At 49.7% G+C, this 20,534-nt stretch carries 16 protein-coding genes; 8 read left to right on the plus strand and 8 right to left on the minus strand.

Annotated features, from left to right (window positions below):
• Positions 1-39: 39 nt before the first annotated feature.
• Entirely contained in the window at positions 40-1,629 is a 1,590-nt protein-coding gene (locus AC566Q_RS15070) for an ABC-F family ATPase (RefSeq protein WP_499607626.1), read from the plus strand.
• Here AC566Q_RS15070 and AC566Q_RS15075 read toward each other — a convergent pair.
• From AC566Q_RS15075 to AC566Q_RS15090, 4 genes are all read right to left on the minus strand, one after another.
• Positions 1,626-4,754, minus strand: coding sequence for an efflux RND transporter permease subunit (locus AC566Q_RS15075; protein WP_499607629.1), 3,129 nt, complete (start codon positions 4,752-4,754; stop codon positions 1,626-1,628). The genes AC566Q_RS15070 and AC566Q_RS15075 overlap by 4 nt on opposite strands.
• Positions 4,747-5,823, minus strand: coding sequence for an efflux RND transporter periplasmic adaptor subunit (locus AC566Q_RS15080; RefSeq protein ID WP_499607631.1), 1,077 nt, complete (start codon positions 5,821-5,823; stop codon positions 4,747-4,749). The genes AC566Q_RS15075 and AC566Q_RS15080 overlap by 8 nt, the downstream gene beginning before the upstream one ends.
• A gap of 277 nt (positions 5,824-6,100) precedes the next feature.
• Positions 6,101-7,591 carry a sucrose phosphorylase gene (gene gtfA / locus AC566Q_RS15085; protein ID WP_499607633.1) on the minus strand — a complete coding sequence of 497 codons (1,491 nt, stop codon included), beginning with the start codon at positions 7,589-7,591 and terminating at the stop codon, positions 6,101-6,103.
• A gap of 346 nt (positions 7,592-7,937) precedes the next feature.
• Positions 7,938-8,063, minus strand: a complete 126-nt coding sequence (locus AC566Q_RS15090; RefSeq protein ID WP_499607636.1) for a hypothetical protein — start codon at positions 8,061-8,063, stop codon at positions 7,938-7,940.
• 11 nt (positions 8,064-8,074) lie between these two features.
• Between AC566Q_RS15090 and AC566Q_RS15095 the strand changes: the two genes are divergently transcribed.
• Both AC566Q_RS15095 and AC566Q_RS15100 read left to right on the plus strand, forming a co-directional pair.
• Positions 8,075-8,374: a hypothetical protein gene (locus tag AC566Q_RS15095; protein WP_499607638.1), complete on the plus strand. Its 300-nt coding sequence runs from the start codon at positions 8,075-8,077 to the stop codon at positions 8,372-8,374.
• A 47-nt stretch (positions 8,375-8,421) separates the two neighbouring features.
• A complete protein-coding gene (locus tag AC566Q_RS15100) occupies positions 8,422-8,802 on the plus strand; it encodes a GGDEF domain-containing protein (RefSeq protein ID WP_499607641.1) in 381 nt (126 codons plus the stop codon).
• Between the two features lie 12 nt (positions 8,803-8,814).
• On the opposite strand, the gene AC566Q_RS15105 is transcribed toward AC566Q_RS15100, so the two are convergent.
• Positions 8,815-9,540, minus strand: a complete 726-nt coding sequence (locus AC566Q_RS15105; protein WP_499607643.1) for a substrate-binding periplasmic protein — start codon at positions 9,538-9,540, stop codon at positions 8,815-8,817.
• A 208-nt stretch (positions 9,541-9,748) separates the two neighbouring features.
• A complete protein-coding gene (locus AC566Q_RS15110) occupies positions 9,749-10,105 on the minus strand; it encodes a HopJ type III effector protein (protein WP_499607645.1) in 357 nt (118 codons plus the stop codon).
• Between the two features lie 256 nt (positions 10,106-10,361).
• On the opposite strand from AC566Q_RS15110, the gene AC566Q_RS15115 reads away from it, so the two are divergent.
• Positions 10,362-11,411: an NAD(P)-dependent alcohol dehydrogenase gene (locus tag AC566Q_RS15115; RefSeq protein ID WP_499607648.1), complete on the plus strand. Its 1,050-nt coding sequence runs from the start codon at positions 10,362-10,364 to the stop codon at positions 11,409-11,411.
• Positions 11,412-11,489: 78 nt separating this feature from the next.
• On the opposite strand, the gene gdhA is transcribed toward AC566Q_RS15115, so the two are convergent.
• Positions 11,490-12,830: an NADP-specific glutamate dehydrogenase gene (gdhA, locus tag AC566Q_RS15120; protein ID WP_499607650.1), complete on the minus strand. Its 1,341-nt coding sequence runs from the start codon at positions 12,828-12,830 to the stop codon at positions 11,490-11,492.
• A 198-nt stretch (positions 12,831-13,028) separates the two neighbouring features.
• On the opposite strand from gdhA, the gene AC566Q_RS15125 reads away from it, so the two are divergent.
• Positions 13,029-16,226, plus strand: a complete 3,198-nt coding sequence (locus AC566Q_RS15125) for a ligand-binding sensor domain-containing diguanylate cyclase (RefSeq protein WP_499607652.1) — start codon at positions 13,029-13,031, stop codon at positions 16,224-16,226.
• Between the two features lie 7 nt (positions 16,227-16,233).
• On the opposite strand, the gene AC566Q_RS15130 is transcribed toward AC566Q_RS15125, so the two are convergent.
• Positions 16,234-17,100: a glycosyltransferase family 2 protein gene (locus AC566Q_RS15130; RefSeq protein ID WP_499607654.1), complete on the minus strand. Its 867-nt coding sequence runs from the start codon at positions 17,098-17,100 to the stop codon at positions 16,234-16,236.
• 321 nt (positions 17,101-17,421) lie between these two features.
• Here AC566Q_RS15130 and AC566Q_RS15135 point away from each other — a divergent pair, with 321 nt between their 5' ends.
• The 3 genes from AC566Q_RS15135 to AC566Q_RS15145 all read left to right on the plus strand — a co-directional run bounded on the left by AC566Q_RS15135 (position 17,422) and on the right by AC566Q_RS15145 (position 20,451).
• A complete protein-coding gene (locus tag AC566Q_RS15135) occupies positions 17,422-18,321 on the plus strand; it encodes an IS982 family transposase (protein ID WP_499607656.1) in 900 nt (299 codons plus the stop codon).
• Positions 18,322-18,398: 77 nt separating this feature from the next.
• Positions 18,399-18,902: a prepilin-type N-terminal cleavage/methylation domain-containing protein gene (locus AC566Q_RS15140; RefSeq protein ID WP_499607660.1), complete on the plus strand. Its 504-nt coding sequence runs from the start codon at positions 18,399-18,401 to the stop codon at positions 18,900-18,902.
• Positions 18,903-19,080: 178 nt separating this feature from the next.
• Positions 19,081-20,451, plus strand: coding sequence for a phage tail sheath family protein (locus AC566Q_RS15145; RefSeq protein WP_499607662.1), 1,371 nt, complete (start codon positions 19,081-19,083; stop codon positions 20,449-20,451).
• The last annotated feature ends 83 nt before the right edge of the window (positions 20,452-20,534 follow it).

Raw genomic sequence — 20,534 nt, forward strand, 5'->3', positions numbered from 1 at the left:
CGATACCGCCCATCCATTTATCTATCCCGGAAGACTGTTTTGATTACCACCGCCAACATCACTATGCAATTTGGCTCTGAGCCATTGTTTGAAAATATTTCTGCTAAATTCGGCAACGGCAACCGCTATGGCCTGATTGGTGCCAATGGTTGCGGTAAATCCACCCTGATGAAAATCCTCAGTGGCAAATTAACGCCTACTTCGGGCAATGTGTCGCTGGCTCCTGGTACCAAGCTGGGTATTTTGAATCAGGACCAGTTTGCCTTTGAAGACATGAGCGTAGTCGATGCGGTGATCATGGGCGACCGTGAACTCTGGGAAGTAAAACAGCGTCGCGACGAAATCTACGCCAAAGCCGAAATGAGCGAAGCAGAAGGTATGGAAGTGGCCGAGCTGGAAGTGCAGTTTGCAGAAATGGATGGTTACACCGCCGAGTCCCGCGCTGGTGACATTTTGATTTCGGCCGGCATTGAAGAAAGCTATCACTTTGGTTTAATGCGCGAAGTGGCACCAGGCCGCAAGGTTCGTGTACTCTTGGCCCAGGCATTATTTGCTGAACCGGACGTGCTGCTGCTCGACGAACCTACCAACAACCTGGACATTTACACCATTCACTGGCTGGCCGAAGAGCTGAATAAGCGCAAGTCCACCATGATCATTATTTCTCACGATCGCCACTTCTTAAACTCGGTTTGTACCCATATGGCTGATATTGATTACGGTGAACTGCGCATTTATCCGGGCAATTATGATGCTTTCGTTGAGGCGGCTGCAATGGTGCAGGAACAGCTGCAAAACGAAAATGCCAAGAAGAGTGCCGAAATTGAAGAACTGCAAAGCTTCGTAGCGCGCTTCTCGGCCAACGCCTCAAAGGCCAAGCAGGCCACTTCGCGGGCCAGACGCCTGGAAAAAATTGAGCTGGCCGACATTAAGGCTTCGAGCCGTCGTAAGCCTTATATTCAATTTAAACAGCACAAAAAGCTCCACCGTTTGGCCATTACGCTGGAAGAACTCGGTCACGGCTACACCGGTGAGCACCTGTTCAGCGGCGGTAATCTGCTGCTGGAAGCCGGAGCAAAACTGGCTATTATAGGTGAAAACGGCGCCGGTAAAACCACCTTACTTAAATGCTTAATTGGCGATGAAGAAGCCAAAGAAGGCTCGGTAAAGTGGGCCGAAAATGCTGCCGTGGGTTACGTTCCTCAGGATAGCTCAAAAGACTTTGCCAACGATATGACCATGTTTGAATGGATGTCACAATGGCGCCAGCCAAAACATGATGACCTGCAGGTAAAAGCCATGCTGGGCCGCCTGCTGTTTGGTTCCGACGACTTTAACAAGAAAGTCAGCGTGTGCTCAGGGGGAGAGAAAAACCGCCTGCTGTTTGGTAAAATCATGCTTCAGGACATTAACGTACTGGTAATGGATGAGCCCACCAACCACCTCGATATGGAGTCTATCGAGGCGCTTAACATCGCGCTGATGGCCTTTGAAGGCACAGTAATCTTTGTTAGCCACGACCGTGAATTTGTTGAATCACTGGCCACCCAGGTGATCGAAATTAAAGATAAGCAAATCACGCACTTCGACGGCACCTACGAAGAATTTCAGGCGCACCTGGGCAACTAATTGGCACTGGTACTGGCTTTGGGCGCAAACCGGGCCAGTACCGTTACCAGCAAGGCGGGTAAAAATGTCACGCTCAACACAGTGGAGACAAAAATACCGCTGAGTACGATAATCCCGACCCCACGATAAAGCTCTGTCCCTTCACCGGGGATCACCACCAGCGGCGCCAGCCCGAAAATAGTGGTACAGGTAGACATCATTATTGGCCGTAAACGCACTTCCACAGCCTGTTTTACCGCACTATGTAAAGCTTCGCCCTGAGCCAGTAAGCGCCGGGTCTGATCCACTATCAGAATAGGGTTATTCACCACCGTGCCCAGCAAAATTAAAAAGCCGAGCATGGTGATCATATCGAAAGGTTGGTAGGCACCGCCGAGCATGCCCGATATAGCGTTGTTGGCAATTAACCCCAACAGGCCGCCGGCCATACCCAAAGGGATGATAGTGAGAATAAACGCCGGGTAGCCCCAGTGATTAAAGATGGCCACCAGCAACAGGTAACACAGCGCAATGGCAATCATAAAGTTTACCGATAAAGCATCCTGGGTAGCAGCGAGCTGATCGGCCGCCCCGGTGATCCGGGTACTCACGCTTTGCGGAATAGCGCCGCTCTCGCGCAGTTCCGGTAATAAGGTGTTTTTAACCGTATTGACGGCCGTTTCAAGCGCCACTTCTTTGGGAGCAATCACATATACCGAAACCGTGCGCTCGCCATCAATGCGCCGTACCGTGTCGCTGCGTTTACTTTCCAGCAAAGTGGCGATGGCGTTTAGCGGTAAAATGGTCCCCTGAGGAGTAAGAATTGGCGTTGTGGCAAGTTGCTCAATGCTCTGCTGATTACCGGCATTGCTGAACAAAAACATATCCACCTGATCGTCATTGAGTAAAAACTCATCCACAAAGGCCCCATCGCTTACTGCGGCCACCGAGTAACCAAAATCATCGCCGTTCATACCGAGTTCGGCAAGTCGCTGCCAGTCCGGACGAATTTCAATAAAGGGTTGTTCAAGGGTAAGCGAGCCAGGATCGGAATTAATCTGTGGGTTAGTAAAGTAGTTATCCACTTTGGTGTATAACGCGTTAGCGGCCTGGTACAACGCATTGACATCACTGCCAGAAAAGTCGACGGCTACCGCTCGGGTACCGCCATCGTTGCTAGAGATAATCGACCCTTTGGTGGAAAACGCCCGCATGCCGGGGTAGCTCTCAAACTTCTCGTTAATGAGTGCCATCATATCGCCCACCTCATCGGGATTAACCGGCATGGTGACCATCCATACGCTACCTATGCTTACTCGCATATTATAAAACTGCAGAGAAGGAAATTCTGCCTCACCACGCGCGTAAGCTTCCGGATCGGCGTTCACGTAGGGTGTAAAGAATGCCCTGAGCTCATCGCCAATTTCCTGCATGGCCGATAAGTTATAATCCGGTGGTGCGGTCATGGTAGAAAACGCTTTGGGCTCCTCGCCTTCCGGCAGGTATTCCGCCGCCGGCATCAACCACCAGGCACTGCCTAATATCAACACCGCCCCGGCCACCACGATTACCAGCGCGCGAAGGCGCGAACTAATAACCGCCGAAACCAGCCCCAGACATTTTGCGGTAAACCATTGCTGGTCACGGTCATCGTTATCTTCGGGTTTGGGCTGACGGGCCATAGCTACCGGAATAACAAAAATGGCGGCCAGCATAGAGGCAAAAATCGCCCCGGCAATCGCAATGGCAACGTCTGAATAAAGTTGCCCGGCCTCCTGTTCAATAAACAAAATAGGCGCAAACACTAAGATGGTGGTCACCGTTGAGGCAAGCACCGCCGGCCACACATCCTTTACTCCCTCCACAGACGCCTTAAACTTACTCAGTCCCTGACGCCGAAACTGCACAATGGATTCGAGTACCACAATGGTGTTGTCCACGGTCATGCCGATGGCGAAAGCCACCCCGGCCATGGAAATCACGTTGATGGTGCGGCCAAAGGCCAGTAAGGCAATAAATGCGGCAATGGTACACAGTGGTATACCCAGCACGCCAATCAGGGTGGAGCGTACCGAACGCAGGAAATAGAACATCACCAGCGTTGCCAGCCCTGCCCCTAATGCCAGATTTACCATCACGTTGCGCAGCGAACTGGAAACATACAACACGTCGTCGGTAAACAGCTCCATTTTAAGCCCGTTAGGACGTAATACCTGCTCATTAAGTTCATCTACAATGGGTAGGATCTGTTGCTTAATGGCTATCACGTTTGAGCCGGTCTCGCGGCGCACCGCGAGCCCAAGGTTACGATCGCCATTGGCATAGGAAAGCTGGCGCCGCTCAAAGTGATCGAGTTTTACTTCGGCTACGTCTTTTAAATACACGTTGGTATTGTTGATGCGCCGTATGATGAGGTTTTCCAGCTCGTTTAACTGTTCAAAACGCCCCACCACCCGCAATAAATAACGGCTTTTATCGGCTTCGATATCACCGGCGGAGGAGTCCTGGTTGCGCTGTACAATGGCATTACGCACCTCAATCAGGCTGATCCCGCGCTGGGCCAGCTTTGCCGGGTCGACCATGATTTGTACCTGACGACGGGAGCCACCGCTGATTTCAATTTGCGATACGCCCTCAACGCTTTCCATTTGCGGGCGAACCACCTCGTCGGCAAAGTCGTAAAGCATGTCAATATCCAGCGCCATGGGGTTACCCTCAGCCGGGATCAACTGAAAGTACATAAAGGCGTTACTGGAAAAGGAATCAGAAAATAGCTGGGGCTGGTCGACATTCTCCGGGTAATCGGGCACCTGACTCAGCGCGTTGCTGACCCGAATTAAGGCTTCGTTAACATCCACGCCAAAAGGAAATTCGAGTTCCACCCGACCCCCGCCCATTTCGGCAAAGGAGATCATGCGTTTTAACCCGGTGATATTGCGCAGGTAGCGCTCCTGCTCAATCAGAATTTCTTTTTCAATATCTTGTGGCGTGGCACCTGGCCAGCCGGTTTGTACGGTAATGGTTCTTACTTCAAGGTCCGGTATCATCTGCACCGGAATCGACAGCGCCGCTACAATTCCCATGATACAGCTAATACCAACGATTACTGCAACCAGAATGCCGCGCTTTACCGTTGCCTCAATCATTGATTTCAGACCTGTTGGATACGGTGACTGCCGCCTCGTTATACAACCGCGAAACACCCGAGGTAGCATATAACTGACCCTCGCTCGCATTGGCTACTAACACCGCATCGCCCTGCTGACGAACAATATTCACCAGTACCCGGCTGGCCTTATCGTTGTTAATGGCAAATACGCTGGCACCACCATCGGGATGCTGCCTGATAGCGCTGGCGGGCAACCACACCTGTTTGTTTTCCAGTTGCGGCAGCATTATCTCTGCTTCAGCAGACATCCCCACCAACAAGTCGGTGGTCTCCGGCAACCCGATGTGCGCCGTAAAGCTACGGCCCTGGCTGCCGGAAGCAGCAACCAGGCGTTCCAGCTTGCCGGTAATGGTATCGTGCAGGCCTGTATCCGGATGAATACTGATGTCGCCATCAAGATTGGTAAAGTAACTGTAGTATTCCTGCGGTACTTCGATGGTAAGGCGTTTCGACTGCTGAGAGACCAAACCGAGCACGGCGGTGGTAGGCTCAACCCACTCTCCTACGTCGACATCGCGCTGATAGATAATGCCATCAAACGGTGCTTTTAACGTGTGACGAACTACAATTTCTTTGCGCAGGGCAAGGGTTGCCCGGAGTCTGGCCAGCTCCGCTTTAGCGTTTGCCAGTTCGGCTTGGCGTTGCTTCAACAAAGTTTTAGCGGCGAGTTGCTGTTGAGACAACGCATCGACTTCTTTTAGCAGGCGCTCTGCTTCATTATAAGCTACTGTGCCAACTTCAAGCTCTGCCTCAGCTTGTTGACGGGCCAGCTCAGCGAGTTTGCTATCGAGCGACAATAGTGGCTGACCTTGCTCAACATGGTCGCCCACTTCCACAAAAAGCTTATCGACAAGCCCGGCCTGTAGCGGCGCAAGAAAAGCATCGTTCGCAGAGCTCACCGAACCACTTATGGTAATGCTCTGATATTTCTGACTGGCCACCGAATAGGCTGCCGTTACTTCAATCGGCGCGTCTTGCGCGCTTGCCGGGCAACTCAAGCCCACACAAACCAATAAAATGAACAGGTATTTTACACAGCTGTACATTGCGCCTCCGGTGATTCCATCACTGATTGCCGGGCCTGGCCCGAATACTTTCATTTGCAGAGTGCAACCGGTTACACAACAGCCACTCCTTTTCTAATACATTGGTACCGGAGCTAATTAAAAATAGATCAGTGCTGCAACAAACCGTTATATGCTGTAGTCAGAACGACAGAACTACGCAGGAAAGATAATAGGTAATAGGTAATAGGTAATAGGTAATAGGTAAAATGACTGATTACCGGGCCACGAGTGCGACCCGGCAGAAGAAAAATTAAGATCAGGTAGTTGCGCTTTGAGCTAAGCCAGCAACCGACACCTCAACATGGTGTTCGATAGCGTTTTCACTGTAAGTGACTGAAGCCTCCAAAGAAGCAAAATCAACCGTTAGTTGCGCGGCAGACTGCTCTGCCTGCCAGTTAAGGCGCAGACTATTTTCCTGTTGTGTAACGCTAAAATCACCTGCCAGTGCGGCCAGCGAATTGCGTAATCGAATCAACGCTATCAACGCTTTGACTACCGGCTTTTCAAGCGACTCGCTGACAGCCTGTTCATCCAGATAAGGACGGTTAATGTCACGGCCCACATTGGTTTTGGCCAGCAGTGCCATATCATTTTCGGCAGCAAAGAGTCCGGCGTAATACACCTGTGGGATCCCCGGCGAGAATATCTGCACTGCGCGGGCAATGAGATACGCCTGATCATTAGCGCCCAGCGCGTTGTAATAGGTACAGTTGACCTGGTACAAATCGAGATTACTGGCTGCTGCACCGGTGGCTTCGCGACTCTGACCATTGCTGTTGTGGTGAACTTGTTCAACCAGCGCATCTATTTGCGCGGCATTAAGCAGGCCGGGCTTATCCCCTTCCGGGCCCACATCCACAATACCAATACCATCGTGAGTATCGAGCACCGTAACGCAGTTGCGCGGCGAAATTTGCAACCAGTTTGCCAGTGCCGAGGGATCGCCACTAAACAGACTGTGCAAAACCAGTGGTGGCATGGCAAAGTCGTACACCATATCGCAACGTTTGGCGATTTCGATTTGAGTTTTATAGTAGCTGTGGATCTCAACCAGGCACTTCATATTGCGGCTATGGGCCTGCTGGCTCAGGTCTTCGATAAAATCAAAGGTTTCCTCCAGCATAAAGCAATTAGTGCCCGGCTTCTTAATGGCGTAGCCGGCGGCATCCAAACGAATAAGATCGACGTTATTGCTCTCGAACGCGGTTAAGATTTTTTCAAGATACGCCTGCCCCACCTCAGAGGTGACATCGATGTCTATCTGATTAGAGGTAAAGGTGGTCCAGAACGGCACGGTTTGGCCATTTTGCAGGGTAATATCGGTAAAACACGGCGTGGGGCGCGGACGATAAATTTTTGCGATATCCTGGTGTTCATCTGCCGCAAAGACTTTGTCACGGGTCAGAAACAATGGCCAGAACGGCGATGCCTGCCCATTTGCCAGCACATCCTGAAACTGAGGACTTTGTGCCGACATATGATTAACAATCATGTCGGCCATGATGTCCATGTTTTCACCCAGCTCACCGATGTCCTGCCAACTGCCCAGCCGGCTATCCACTTCAGTATGGTCGATGGGATCAAATCCGGCATCCTCGCCATCGATAGGATAGAAAAAGGGTAACAGATGCACCCCACCAAACACGCCTTTTAACTGTTTATTAAACAGCGCATTTAACGCCTTGATGTCACCACCGCCTAAACGGTCTACATAAGTAATCAACTGGACATCACTTGAACGATTCATAACAACACTCACAATAACTTAATCGATTAAGATAATAATCAAACAAATCAGACCATTTGGCAAGTGTTATTTTTATGTTAATGGATAAATGACTGTGCTGCCGTGCTTTCAAGGCCGGCTAATACTCTAATAATTAAATTGCCATGTAGTAGATAAAATATATTTTCTCAATAAATACAATACCACTTCACCATCCAACCGGACTCTTTAAGACGGTCATTAAGCTTATCCTTAGATAGTGGCAACCGAAAACGCCCAGCTGATGCTATGATTTTAACAGTTACTTAAGATGACTTAATTAGTTAAGTCAATTTAAGGAGATGTTCTCGGACCCGGTGATTCAATGCTAATCGGCGGAAATCACAACTCTGGCCTCTGTTAAGCCCCTGGCTTTCGCCTTAATGATTATTTCACCGGCCGAATCTGCACATCTCGCAATGGCCAGCGCTTTACCGCTAAACGCTTTTCGCATTGCAGAGAGAAATGGTCCTGGCTGACATTTTATCTGAACTCGTTGATTACGAAGGTGAGCCACCACCCGATATACGCCTGATCAAGGCATTAATTGACCTGCAAAAACAGGATTTTGGTAATCCTCTCATCGAGATTACTAATTTATTTCAAAACTACCTTAAAAACTTGCTGAGCGGCCCGATAGTATCATTGACGATCCTTTTGATTACACTGGCAGTGTTAATGATGAAACAGCACAAAATCCATCATACCGTGGTTGCACTAAGTCAGCCCGACAGTTTAACCGTGGATACTGGCAGCAATGCATGAAACAGACCCTGTAGCAGCATCAGCAAAACCCGTAAGGTACAAGTTGTTTGCTGTTAATAGACGTCGATCACTTTAAACACATGAATGATAAATACGGCCACACTACCGGCGACCAGGTAATAAAACAGGTGGCTGAACTCAATTTAGCATCGAGCAGACAATCTGATTATGTTGGTCACTCTGGCGGCGAAGAATTCGCTCTAATCCTGTCTGTATCGCCGCTTATAAAAGCCCGCGAAATTACCGAACGGCTGCGAAAGAATATTGCTGATTTTACATTTGATGGCGTTGATGGTGACGTAACGGTGAGCATAGGTATTGCTGAGTTTAACGCCACATACCTCAGTATCACTGATTGGATAGATGCGGCCGATACAGCGTTTTACAATGCCAAGCGACAAGGCAGCAAGCAGGTGGTTTTTACCTGACACGGTAATCACTTATTCAGTAGCGTTTTGCGCCTGTTTAAAGCGCCGTAATCCTTCGTCAAACAGGGCAATTTTAGCCTCAAGATCTTCGGCTTTAGGGGAGAACGCCACATAGATGTCACTGATGTGATTCAGCTCACCTTTGCGAATAGCGTCATGCGGTAATTGCATAGCCGCAAGCGTGTAAGATGCCACAGCGTCGAACATAATCGCCACATGCACCTTATTCTCCCGCAGCATATTGATAATCTGGCGCTGGTTGGCCACCCTTACTTCTTTAAATCGTTTACGCTGGGCTTCATAGTTATCGCCATATTCATAGCCAGTAATCAGTGCGATGTTGATGCCGCCGGGAAACTTATCCACACTGGCATAGTTAAAGGTTGAATCTTTAGGGTAATAAAACGACGCCTTGGCCTGAAACAAAGGCTCGTTGCCAAACACAAATCGTTGCAGAGTATTTTGTTGAAGGGTTACATTGTACGCGCCGTCTACCTGACCATTTTCGGCCATCTTTAATGCCCTGGCATAGGGGACGGTGATAAAGGTGGCAGTTGAGTCGCTGTAGGAAAGTGCCTGCTCGATAATATTACGCGACAGTCCGCTGCCGTCTGCCATGGCAAACGGCGGCCAGCTGTCTTCAGCAGCAAAAGTAAATGTTTCACCGGCCATCACCCAACGGGATAATGCTAAACAAGTGATAGCCAGAATCCAATGCTTTTTAAGAGATGAACACAAGAGCTAAACCTTTAATACGAAAAGTAAAAATAAAGCAACATCAGGCCGACATTGTTAAGGATACCGGCGCCACTTAACTATACTAGCGCTGGCGCATTAATAAAACATCATAAAAATGTCGTAATGTTGAGTCAGCGACTCACAAAAATCATGTAATCGTTGCGCTACGCGCACTATCCTCCAGGCCTGCTACTCTCACAGGCTAGTTTTAGTTTTTACTCTCTAGTGGAAACACCTCAAATGTCACGCCTTCGGCTCCGGTTTGCATAAAAGCGCGAATGTTAGCGTGGTCTGTGCCATCGGGGTTACCCAGCACATCGTCACGATAGTAGCTTCCAAAAAGTGTCAGGGTTTGTTCGTTGGTCAGCCCGAGGAGTTGCCCCAGTGCGAGTAGCTTACAGGAACCATTATTCTGGTTTGCCTCATTTTCTACTTTGCCGTTGGTAAACGCCGTGGGCGTAAAAACGAAGTTTTCATCGATAAAGGCAATAACATCATTAAACAAGACGTGTTCCGGTGTGTTGTTTAGTTGTTCGATAAGTGCTTGCTGGTTGCTATAAGCCACTGCTGTCTCCACTGAATAGTCACAAAATTGCGGGATAATTTGCGCGCTATTAAACCAGAATAACTTTTATATACCTACCTTGAATTTCTGATCAAAAGTGCCCATCTGGCAGTACAGATACTGGTGAACAAAGCTAATCCCACACGATCAGGCAATAGCCAAACAGGATTAGGCACGCGAAGTTTCTATTGCTTCATGCATAATACTTCGCAGGCTCATAAAGCACTTTTTAAAGACTAAAGACAGAGGTAACACTATGAAAACAGTTGGCTACGCTGCATTCTCAGACGATGCTCACATGAAACCGTATCATTTTGAGCGCCGTGATCTGCGCGCCAATGATGTTGCAATTGAAATTTTATATTGCGGTGTGTGTCACTCAGATTTACACACGGTAAACGGTGACTGGGGCCCGCAACCCTACCCTTTAATTCCGGGTCATGAAATTGTTGGTGTCGTTACCGCTACTGGTGACGATGTGAAAAACTACAAAGTGGGTCAGAACGTGGCGGTAGGCTGTATGGTAGACAGCTGCCAGGAATGCGATCAGTGTCACAACCACGAAGAGCAATTTTGCCGTAACGGCATGACACCCACCTACGGCGCGCCGGATCGAATCTCGGGTGAAACCACACAGGGTGGCTATTCCAAGCACATTGTCGTACGTGAAGAATTTGTGCTTAACGTACCAGAAGGCATGGATCTCGCGAAAACCGCGCCCATTCTGTGTGCCGGCATCACTACCTTTTCTCCGCTACGCACCTGGGGGGTAAAACAAGGCACTCGCGTTGGCGTAATTGGCCTGGGCGGCCTTGGTCATATGGCCGTTAAACTGGCTGCCGCCATGGGCGCAGAAGTAACAGCCATCAGCCGTTCTAACAAAAAAGAAGCCGAAGCTAAAGCCATGGGCGCTAAGGGCATTCTGGTCTCTACCGACGAAGATGCAATGAAAGACGCTGCGAACTCGTTCGATTTGATCATCGATACTGCTCCGGTGAAACACGACGTAGGGCAATATGCACCACTGCTGGATATCGACGGCACTATTGTTATTGTTGGACAGGTTGGCCCGATGGAAGAACTGATGACACCGCCTCTGGTAATGGGCCGTCGCCGTGTCGCAGGGTCACTAATTGGCGGTATCCAGGAAACTCAGGAAGTGCTGGAGTTCTGTGCGGAACACGGCATTTACCCCGATTGCGAAATGATAAAAATGGATGAAATTAACGGTGCTTTTGAAACCCTGGCTAAGGGCGACTTGGCGCACCGTTTTGTTATCGACATGGCGTCTCTGAGCGCTGAATAAACACTTTATTGTTTACAGCAACTCAGTCAAAAAAGCAGCGCTTATTGCGCTGCTTTTTTATGCCTGGTGTTGAGGAAATTAAACGCCCTGAGCAACCATGGCATTGGCAAGTTGCCTGAAGGCAGTGATGTTAGCGCCTTTTGCATAATTAACCTTATCGTCTTCCTGACCTTCTTCAGCGCAGCGGTCGTGAATATAGGTCATGATAGCTTTGAGTTCATCATCGAGTCGGGCGAAGGTTTTACGCTCAAAAGCGGCATTTTGCGACATCTCCATACCCGACATTGCAACGCCCCCGGCATTAGCGGCTTTACCCGGCACGAACACGATGCCGGCATCGGCGATAAGCGTTTTTGCCTCATGGGTGGTAGGCATATTGGCCCCTTCCAGTAAGTATTGACAATGATTGTCTGCCAGGCGTTTAGCCGACGGCTCATCCAGTTCATTCTGGGTAGCGCACGGTAAAGCCACATCGCAGGCGCAGCCCCAGGGCTTTTCACCTTTGAACCAGCTACCGCCGCGCTCATCGGCCAGCGCGGTAAGAATATTATCTTCGTTCATGCGGTTTTCTATGGCCCAGCGGATGTCGGCGCTACTCAGGCCCCCTTCCTTGATTAAACTGCCGCGACTGTTAGATAAACTGATCACAGTGCCGCCCAGTTCAGCCGCTTTGAGCGCAGCATGCAACGCCACATTACCGGCACCCGAGATAGCTATCCGCTTACCTTCAATTGCGTCATCGTGATGTTTAAGCACACACTGCAGCATATAAATTAAGCCAAAGCCGGTGGCTTCGGTACGCACATGGCTACCACCAAAATCAATGTCTTTACCGGTAAGACTACCGCCGAACTCGTTGTGCATACGCCGGTACTGGCCGTATAAAAAGCCTATCTCGCGGGCGCCTACATTAATGTCGCCGGCTGGTACGTCGGTGCGCGGACCGATATGGCGCTGCAATTCCTGCATAAAAGCCTGACAAAACCGCATGATTTCATTGTCGCTGCGGCCTTTTGGATTAAATTCAGAGCCGCCCTTTGCGCCACCCATAGGCAGGCCGGTAAGCGCATTTTTAAACGACTGCTCAAAAGCCAGAAATTTGAGTACCGACTCGTTAACCGTAGGATGAAAACGCAAGCCGCCTTTATAAGGGCCAATAAGGCCGCTATGCTGCACCCGCCAGCCACGATTAACTTCTACCTCGCCATTGTCATTCATCCAGTGCACGGCAAAGTGCACTACCCGCTCTGGCTCACTCAGGCGTTTAAGCACGTTGTAGCGTTTGTAGTCAGTGTGCGCGTTATAAATCGGTATTACATCGGCGGCGAGCTCTTTGGTGGCCTGCAAGAATTCCGGGTGGTGCGGGTACCGGTTTTCAATCCACTCGTTAAACTCGTCTAAATTCGATTTCGCTGTCATACCAATCCTTTAAATAATACAAAACACCCGATTTGTACTGATTTTTATCCGTGGATGATCATTTTTAACTACGCTAACGGCTGATTTTATTTACTTTGTTAGCCCATAGACTGTGCCTTTTATTGCTTCATGACGGCCACTATGGATTGGCAGGCTGACGTTTACCCCTTATACTAAAGGACTAATTTTTCGACAGTTGTGAATGCACCGTTTCCCGCCGGGTATTTTGCAAGCAAAGTAGTGATGATTGTGGTGCGTGCTTTGTCTATTTCTAAACGCCTTTTAAAGCCGCTGAGTCTGCTCTGGCTCGGAGCGTTTGTGTGCGTTATGGTCCACGCCAGTGAAAACAAGTGGCAGAGCCACGCACAGCCGGTTTTTCTGTCGCCGTTAGGCAATTCGACCCCTATTGAAGGGCAGATTGATACAATACTGGAAGATCAGCAGGGATTTATCTGGCTGGTTGCCGCCAACGGTTTATGGCGCTGGGATTCAAAATCGCTGGTCCGCGCGCGATTTAAAGGCGTGGATAATGAAGCTCCCACCCCCCAGGTAAATCATGGGTTCAGCGATACCCAAGGTCGTATCTGGATTGGCACCAGCAGCGGCTTATACCAGCTCACTCCCGGCACCACTTCGTTTACCGCGGTTGCGCCTGACCAGTTGCAGGACATAACCATACAGGCTGGCGCAGTGGCTAGCTTGCCACACACTGACATCGTCGTACTCGCCAGCGACCGGGTGCTTTATCAGTTTGATACGGCTTCAGCGCAGCTTAAACGGCTCCACATTGCGTCCGACACGCGGATCCACGCACTCCACATAAACCACGCCAATACGCTTTGGGTGGGTACCGACAAAGGCTTGTTCCGCAGTAAACTAAGCAATAGTCAGTTTGTCCCATTACAAACGGAACCAGACTTTCCTGCGGGTATCAGGGTCAGCTCGATTACCACTACCGCAAAGGATAAGCTCGTGGTTGGCACCGCTGCCGAGGGCTTATTTGTTCAATCTGAAGCATCCGGTTTTCGCAACTACATACTCGCACAGGATAACAGCCCGTGGCTGTTTACGGTTAAGGAAATTCGCCCCGAGGTATTACTGATTGGTACTTTTGGTGATGGGCTGATTGAACTTAATTTAGCCACCCAGACAACACGCCGCTTCCGGCACAACCGTTTATTACCTGCCAGCCTTAGCGATAATGATATCTGGTCGTTATTTCGCGATTCCAGAGGATTGGTGTGGATTGGCAGTGGTGCAACGCTTAATGTTTATGATGCCGGCGATGTTGCCGTTTCACATATTTTTGGTGACAGCGGGCAACCCACAGGCCTGATGAATCGAAAGGTTCATGCAGTTCAGGCGGTAGCAAATAAACTGATTGTGGGTTCCGGCGAACATGGCTTGGAGGAGTTCACTGCCGAGCAAGGCCCCACCCGGCAACTGTGGCAAAATGGTTCTGATCCGGTAGAAACGTTATTTGCCGATCCGGCTGGTAATCTCTACGCCTCGGCAAATTTCGCGTCGGTGATTATCCCGCCAGGCAGTAACCAGCCATTACCGCTTAACGTAAATGGCAGAAAGCCATCCACGTTTACCACCGCTCTGGCCTACTCGCCTGAAGCCCTCTGGATAGGCGGTACCGATGGTTTATGGCAACAGCCTGCAAGAGCGAGTGAACCTACCATTCAGTTACTGCCTGATCATTTTAGCGAGCGCCGCGTGGCATCGTTACTGGCAACATCTGACTCACTCTGGGTAGGTAGCTGGCAAGGCTTGCTGCACGGCAAGCTTAACAATGGATTGCTTAACAATACGGCTATTAAAACAATAAACCATCCGCGCCTGGCACAACAATTCATTGCCGACTTATATGTTGATAGTCTCGGCCAGCTTTGGGTGGCAACCAGCGGAGCGGGATTATTTGTTCGTGCCACCAATAACCGCTGGCTTGAGTTCACGACTGCCGTTGGTCTGCCCGGTGACAATGTGATGGCCATCGCTGGAGAGAGTGATAAGCAGGTCTGGGTAGGCACTTCACGTGGGATTGCTGCCATTGATATTGAGCAAAAACTGCTGCGCGTTATAACAGCCGGTCCTGGCGCCGTAAACAGCCCCTACTCCCGTGCCGCAGCAACCATGACAGCAGCGGGCGAGCTGGTATTCGGCGGTAAAAATGGCCTGACTATCATCTCTCCGCAAGCATTGCCGCGCGAGGTGAATCCTTTATCCTTAAACTTTACACAGCTGGAAATAACGACTGCGGATAACCGCAAGCTTTATCCGGCGACTATACAGGATCACATTGAAATCAGTGCACTGCCCAAACGTATTTCTTTTGAATTTGTCGCGCTGGACTACCTTGATCCGGAACATTTGCAATACCGTTACCGCCTGGCTGGCAGTGAGAATAACTGGACTCAACTCGATGCCGATCACCGAATTGTAACGCTCACCGAGCCGGCTCCGGGCGACTACAAACTGGAACTACAATACTCCGACAACGGCACCACCTGGCAACATACAACGCTCAGCCAACGATTTACCGTGCTCCCCGCGTGGTATCAGACTGTTTATGCCAGCATGGTTAGTCTGTTGCTATTGGCCATAGCTATTTTTGTTTTGCATCGGTTAGGGCTGCGCCATTACCGGCACCGCCAGAATGTACTGGAGCAAAAAATTGCCGAGCGCACGGCTGAGCTACTAACCGCTAATGAGAAACTCAGTGAACAGGCGGTCGCTCTGGAGAAAGCCAGCTTAACGGACGCGCTGACCGGCTTACATAACCGGCGCTTTTTAAATCAGAACATGCAGCGGGATATCAGCCGCATACATCGATACTACAAAGACTGCGAAGCCACCAATAAGCGTCCGGATGAGCAGTCTGATATGTTATTTTTTATTATCGACCTGGATCATTTCAAACGCATTAACGATAACCACGGTCATCAGGCCGGTGATGCAGTGCTGGTAGAAACCCAAAAGCGGTTATCGGCCATTTTCCGTGACAGTGATTATCTGGTGCGCTGGGGTGGCGAGGAGTTTCTGGCGGTGGTGCAGGATACGCCCCGGGAAGAGGCTTACTTGCTAGCAGAGCGCATAGTTAACGCCGTAAATGCCAGCGATATGCACATAAACGGGCACACGCAGTTAAAAGTAACCTGTTCCGTAGGCTTTGCTGCTTATCCGCTGCACCAGCAACGATATAGCTTTTTCGACTGGCAAAGCACCGTTGGTATAGCCGATGCGGCGTTATATGGTGCCAAACGCCGTAATCGCGATACCTGGATGGGCATTACCGGCATCCGGTCTACGGTATCCGACAGTACTCTGGAACTCATCAAACAGCAGCCCGCTCGCATATTCGATCATGCCAACGTCCTGGTTCGCCAGTAGTGTAGAGTCAGCTATGCCTTTTTATATGCCGAACGGCCAGCACGTCTACCGGTGTATTTCGCCCCCGGTACTGATAACGAATAAGATGAGCGAGCTCGGAGTAAAGCGCGGTGATTTCGACAGGCATCTGCGAGGGTTGTTTATCCTGCATGTAATGAAACAGTAATTTAAGCTGATGTTCACGCACCTGATAGCGCACCAAACGATTAAGCGCGATCTGCCAGTGCCGCCAGTTGGTAATGCGCAGCCCGTCAAAATAAAACTGCGCCGCGGGCACTACCCGTAACCTTTTGCTGGGCGCAAATAACTGCTGATATTCAATACTGCCTTTGGTCAGGCAGGTTACCACAAAGTCTTCGCCGATCAGCCCGGCGGGAAGAGTGATAGCCTTTTCGCGTATTTCGTTAACCAACTCACTGCGCAGGGCGTAAAGCGCCCCGGCCAACCGCCCCCAGCGCTGCATATTACTAAGCCATTTCACCTGACTGCGACCATTCGCCGGCACCGCCGCAGTAGCCAGTACATGCGAAGTATTCTTTAACGGGGCTAACAGTTCTGGCATCGCGTTGTCAGCAAGATAAATATCACCATCGACAAACACGTGATAGTCAGCTTCACCGGATAACTTTTGCACATAATGATTCCAGCTCGCGGCTTTATCGGCTCTGTCTAACCACACGCCAATAACCTCCGGCTGGTTAGCACTGAAACGGGTTACCACGTCGGCGGTGTCATCAGTACACCCATTTACCAGCACGTAGATATACTGCAACCCTTCGTCAGCCTGAGAGAGTATACTTTCCAGGCAGCGGTTGATCCGTCGCGCTTCGTTATGGGCGAATACCACTACATTGTAGGTGGGAGTGCCTGACATACTTGTCCTTTTTTTAATCATCCTATACCAACCTACCGGGTTTAACTGCCAGTTACAAATTGGTTCGTGTCGTTTTTTTGATTACCTTATGCCCAACTAAGCTTAAACCTCGGCATTAAACACTGACTGAATGTATCAACGAGCAGCTCGCCACGACCGGAAGGGCAAAAGCTCAAAGTTAACCGTTGAAGTGATTAAGACTCTGGCATTTTAATTAACCTGAGCTTCGGATAAGAAGTTAAGAAATCGAAGGAACTAAACGCTCGTTCCCTGATCCGATCATTCGACCAAGAGTAATTGGTCCAAAAAGAAGGAACGAGCGTGAATAAGTTAGTTGAAACCTACTGCGATGTCGATGATTTCTGCCAGTTATTTATCAAGCACTGGCAATGCATGCTGTTAGAGAACGGAGATATCAAGCGTCGCAGAGCCTGCCGCTTATCTCCCGCCGAAGTGATGACCATCATTATCCATTTCCACCAGTCGCATTACCGAGATTTCAAGAATTACTATCTTCACTATGTTTGTCGCCAGCTCAAATCCTACTTTCCAGAGTTATTAAGCTATACGCGGTTTCTTGCTCTGATGCCTGGTGTCGTCGTTCCTATGTGCAGTTACCTAACGTCAAAGCTTGGCGAACCCACCGGAATACAATTTGTCGATTCCACCAAGATAGAGGTATGTCACATCATTCGCGCTAAGAGAAATAAAGTGTTTGAAGGCATTGCCCAGCATGGCAAAGGCACAATGGGCTGGTCGTTTGGATTTAAACTGCATTTGATCATCAATCACCTGGGCGAAATCGTGGCACTGAAACTCACAAAGGGCAACGTGGATGACCGAAAACCGGTGGCAGAAATGGCCGACTCGCTATTTGGTAAACTCTACGGTGACAAAGGGTATATCAGCAAAGCACTATCTGGAGAGCTGTTGGACAAAGGCGTTGAGTTGCTCACAACGGTTCGAAAGAACATGAAGAAAAAGTTCATATCCCTGTGGGACCGGGCTATCTTAAAGAAGCGATTCATCATTGAGACGGTGAACGATCAATTGAAGAATATTTCTTACATCGAACACTCACGACACCGCAGCATGCACGGGTTTATGTTGAATTTGCTCGGCGGACTCATCGCCTACTGTTTAAAAGAAGAAAAGCCATCATTGGACTTGACGTCTCAGGAGCTTGAACTGTTAGAGAGCAACAATCTAATGCTGGCTTAACCAGATCTGAGGTTAATTAAGGATAAGATTAAATAGCCGCCACGTTTAGCAGTTCACCGAGTAGTAAGGGATTAAACATGAAACAACAAGGGTTTACGTTAGTAGAGCTCATTGTGGTTATAGTAATTTTGGGTATTTTGGCAGTAACCGCGGCACCACGATTTATTGACTTTCAGGGGGATGCCCGCAAAGCTACGCTGCAAGGGGTTAAGTCTGCCCTGCAAAGTGGCTCACAATTGGTTTACGCCAAAGCGGCTATTGCAGGTATTCAACGCTCTGACGACGACAACCTGCAAATTAACGGCAGCACGGTCTATACGGTATATGGATATCCGGCTATCCGTGATGTAGTGACAAACTTAAGCGCCTGGGCCGACATCAATGGCAGCGGCAGTGGTAATAACACCGATTTCCGCATTGGCGTATCCACCGATTCAGCCCCGGCCGCGGTAACCGAAACCGATCAGTTTGCGGTCCTGCCAAGTGGTGTAGGCTCAACTGAAAACTGCAAGGTGATTTACGAAGAAGCCCAGACTCAGGGAGCCAGCCCTACTATCACCGTGTTAGACAGCGACTGCTAATTTCATTCTTCTTAAGCCAGGCCTTCATCATGGCGGCCTGGCCTCTTAGTGTTAAATCCTTAAACCTCTCTTATTCCCCGCTATCTCGCTTGCCTGAGAGCTTATGTGCTATGCTAATTTTTGCTGGTTGCGGTGTACAGTATCGATTCCCGACTTCAACAACCTATGGGGTAAGACCATGCCCAAGTTTAAGCATCCCGGCGTTTATATTCAGGAAATCCCCACGATTAATACCAGTATCGTTGCTGTCCCAACTGCGGTACCGGCGTTTATTGGCTGCACGCAAAGCGCCGCGCGCCATAAGGATGGCGACTTACATCTGACTCCAACAAGAATCAGCTCATTTGAGGAATACTGCCTGTTATTCGGGCAAAGTGAAGCTGAGCCTCTGCATCTGGAACTCACATCCACGCCCGGTGGACTAGTGTTAAAAAATACATCGCCAGTATTGCCCCGCCAGATGATGTGGTATGCCATCAGGCTGTATTTTAATAACGGCGGCAGTGAGTGCTACGTGGTATCCACAGGTAACTATAAAACACCGCTAACGCTTTCTGCCTTGTCTGATGGCGTACAGGCCGCAGCAAAGGAGGATGAAATAACCCTGTTGAATGCACCTGAAAGCGTGTTACTGGCACCAGCTGAATACCAACAGATAGTCGATTTGATGCTATCGCAATGCGACAGGTTAGCCGACCGAATGGCACTGCTCGACCTGCCCGATGGGAATAAGGCTTTGAACGCATCCCTGTTAAGCACCAACCGCGCATACCTGGGTAATAACCACATGGATTATGGTGCGTGTTATTACCCTTTTTTAACCACAACTCAACGCTGGCAATCTGCAAAATACCATCAACACATAACGGTTAGCCTTGATAACAGCAAGACTACCCAACTCAGTCAGATAAAGGCCGACGACCCCGGACTATTCAGGGTCATTGAGTCATTGCTGGCTAATCTTTATGTTTCCCTACCGGCTTCTGCCGCAGTTGCTGGATCAATAGCCCTGGTCGATGCTGCGGAAGGCGTTTGGAAAGCCCCGGCAAACGTGCAACTGCGCGGCATTCACCACCCTGTGATAAGCATTTCTGACACTGAAAATGAGGCGTTAAATACCGATACTATTAGCGGTAAATCCATTAATGCGATCCGTGAATTCAGTGGTCGTGGTGTTCGCATTTGGGGAGCACGCACATTGGCCGGTAATGATAACGAATGGCGCTATATCAGTACCCGGCGTCTGGCCAACATGGTAAAGGAGTCGGTGCAAAAGTCGCTTGGCTGGGCCGTATTTGAGCCTAACGACGCTAATACCTGGGCCCGGATTACACATTCGGTTGAGCAGTTCCTCATCCGCTTATGGAAGCTTGGTGCGCTAACCGCTACCTCTCCCGATGATGCGTTATATGTGCGCTGTGGCCTGGGTACAACCATGACTGCCAATGATATACATCAGGGCATAATGAACATTGAAATTGGTATGGCGGTAATCCGGCCCGCAGAGTTTATGATCCTCAGGGTTCAGCTTCATTCTCAGCAAGCCTGAAGCCGGTTTGCGCTTTTTAGTCATGCCCGGCATTGTGCGCTTTTCAAGCCCGAAAAATAGCGTATATTACGCTCAAGCAACCG

The sequence above is a fragment of the Alteromonas sp. H02 genome (genome assembly GCF_059682525.1).

Coding starts and splice junctions, on each gene's coding strand:
- AC566Q_RS15075 (WP_499607629.1), bottom strand. CDS start 4,754: ATGATTGAGGCAACGGTAAAGCGCGGCATTCTGGTTGCAGTAATCGTT.
- AC566Q_RS15080 (WP_499607631.1), bottom strand. CDS start 5,823: ATGTACAGCTGTGTAAAATACCTGTTCATTTTATTGGTTTGTGTGGGC.
- gtfA (WP_499607633.1), bottom strand. CDS start 7,591: ATGAATCGTTCAAGTGATGTCCAGTTGATTACTTATGTAGACCGTTTA.
- AC566Q_RS15090 (WP_499607636.1), bottom strand. CDS start 8,063: ATGCGAAAAGCGTTTAGCGGTAAAGCGCTGGCCATTGCGAGATGTGCA.
- AC566Q_RS15095 (WP_499607638.1), top strand. CDS start 8,075: ATGGTCCTGGCTGACATTTTATCTGAACTCGTTGATTACGAAGGTGAG.
- AC566Q_RS15115 (WP_499607648.1), top strand. CDS start 10,362: ATGAAAACAGTTGGCTACGCTGCATTCTCAGACGATGCTCACATGAAA.
- gdhA (WP_499607650.1), bottom strand. CDS start 12,830: ATGACAGCGAAATCGAATTTAGACGAGTTTAACGAGTGGATTGAAAAC.
- AC566Q_RS15130 (WP_499607654.1), bottom strand. CDS start 17,100: ATGTCAGGCACTCCCACCTACAATGTAGTGGTATTCGCCCATAACGAA.
- AC566Q_RS15140 (WP_499607660.1), top strand. CDS start 18,399: ATGAAACAACAAGGGTTTACGTTAGTAGAGCTCATTGTGGTTATAGTA.
- AC566Q_RS15145 (WP_499607662.1), top strand. CDS start 19,081: ATGCCCAAGTTTAAGCATCCCGGCGTTTATATTCAGGAAATCCCCACG.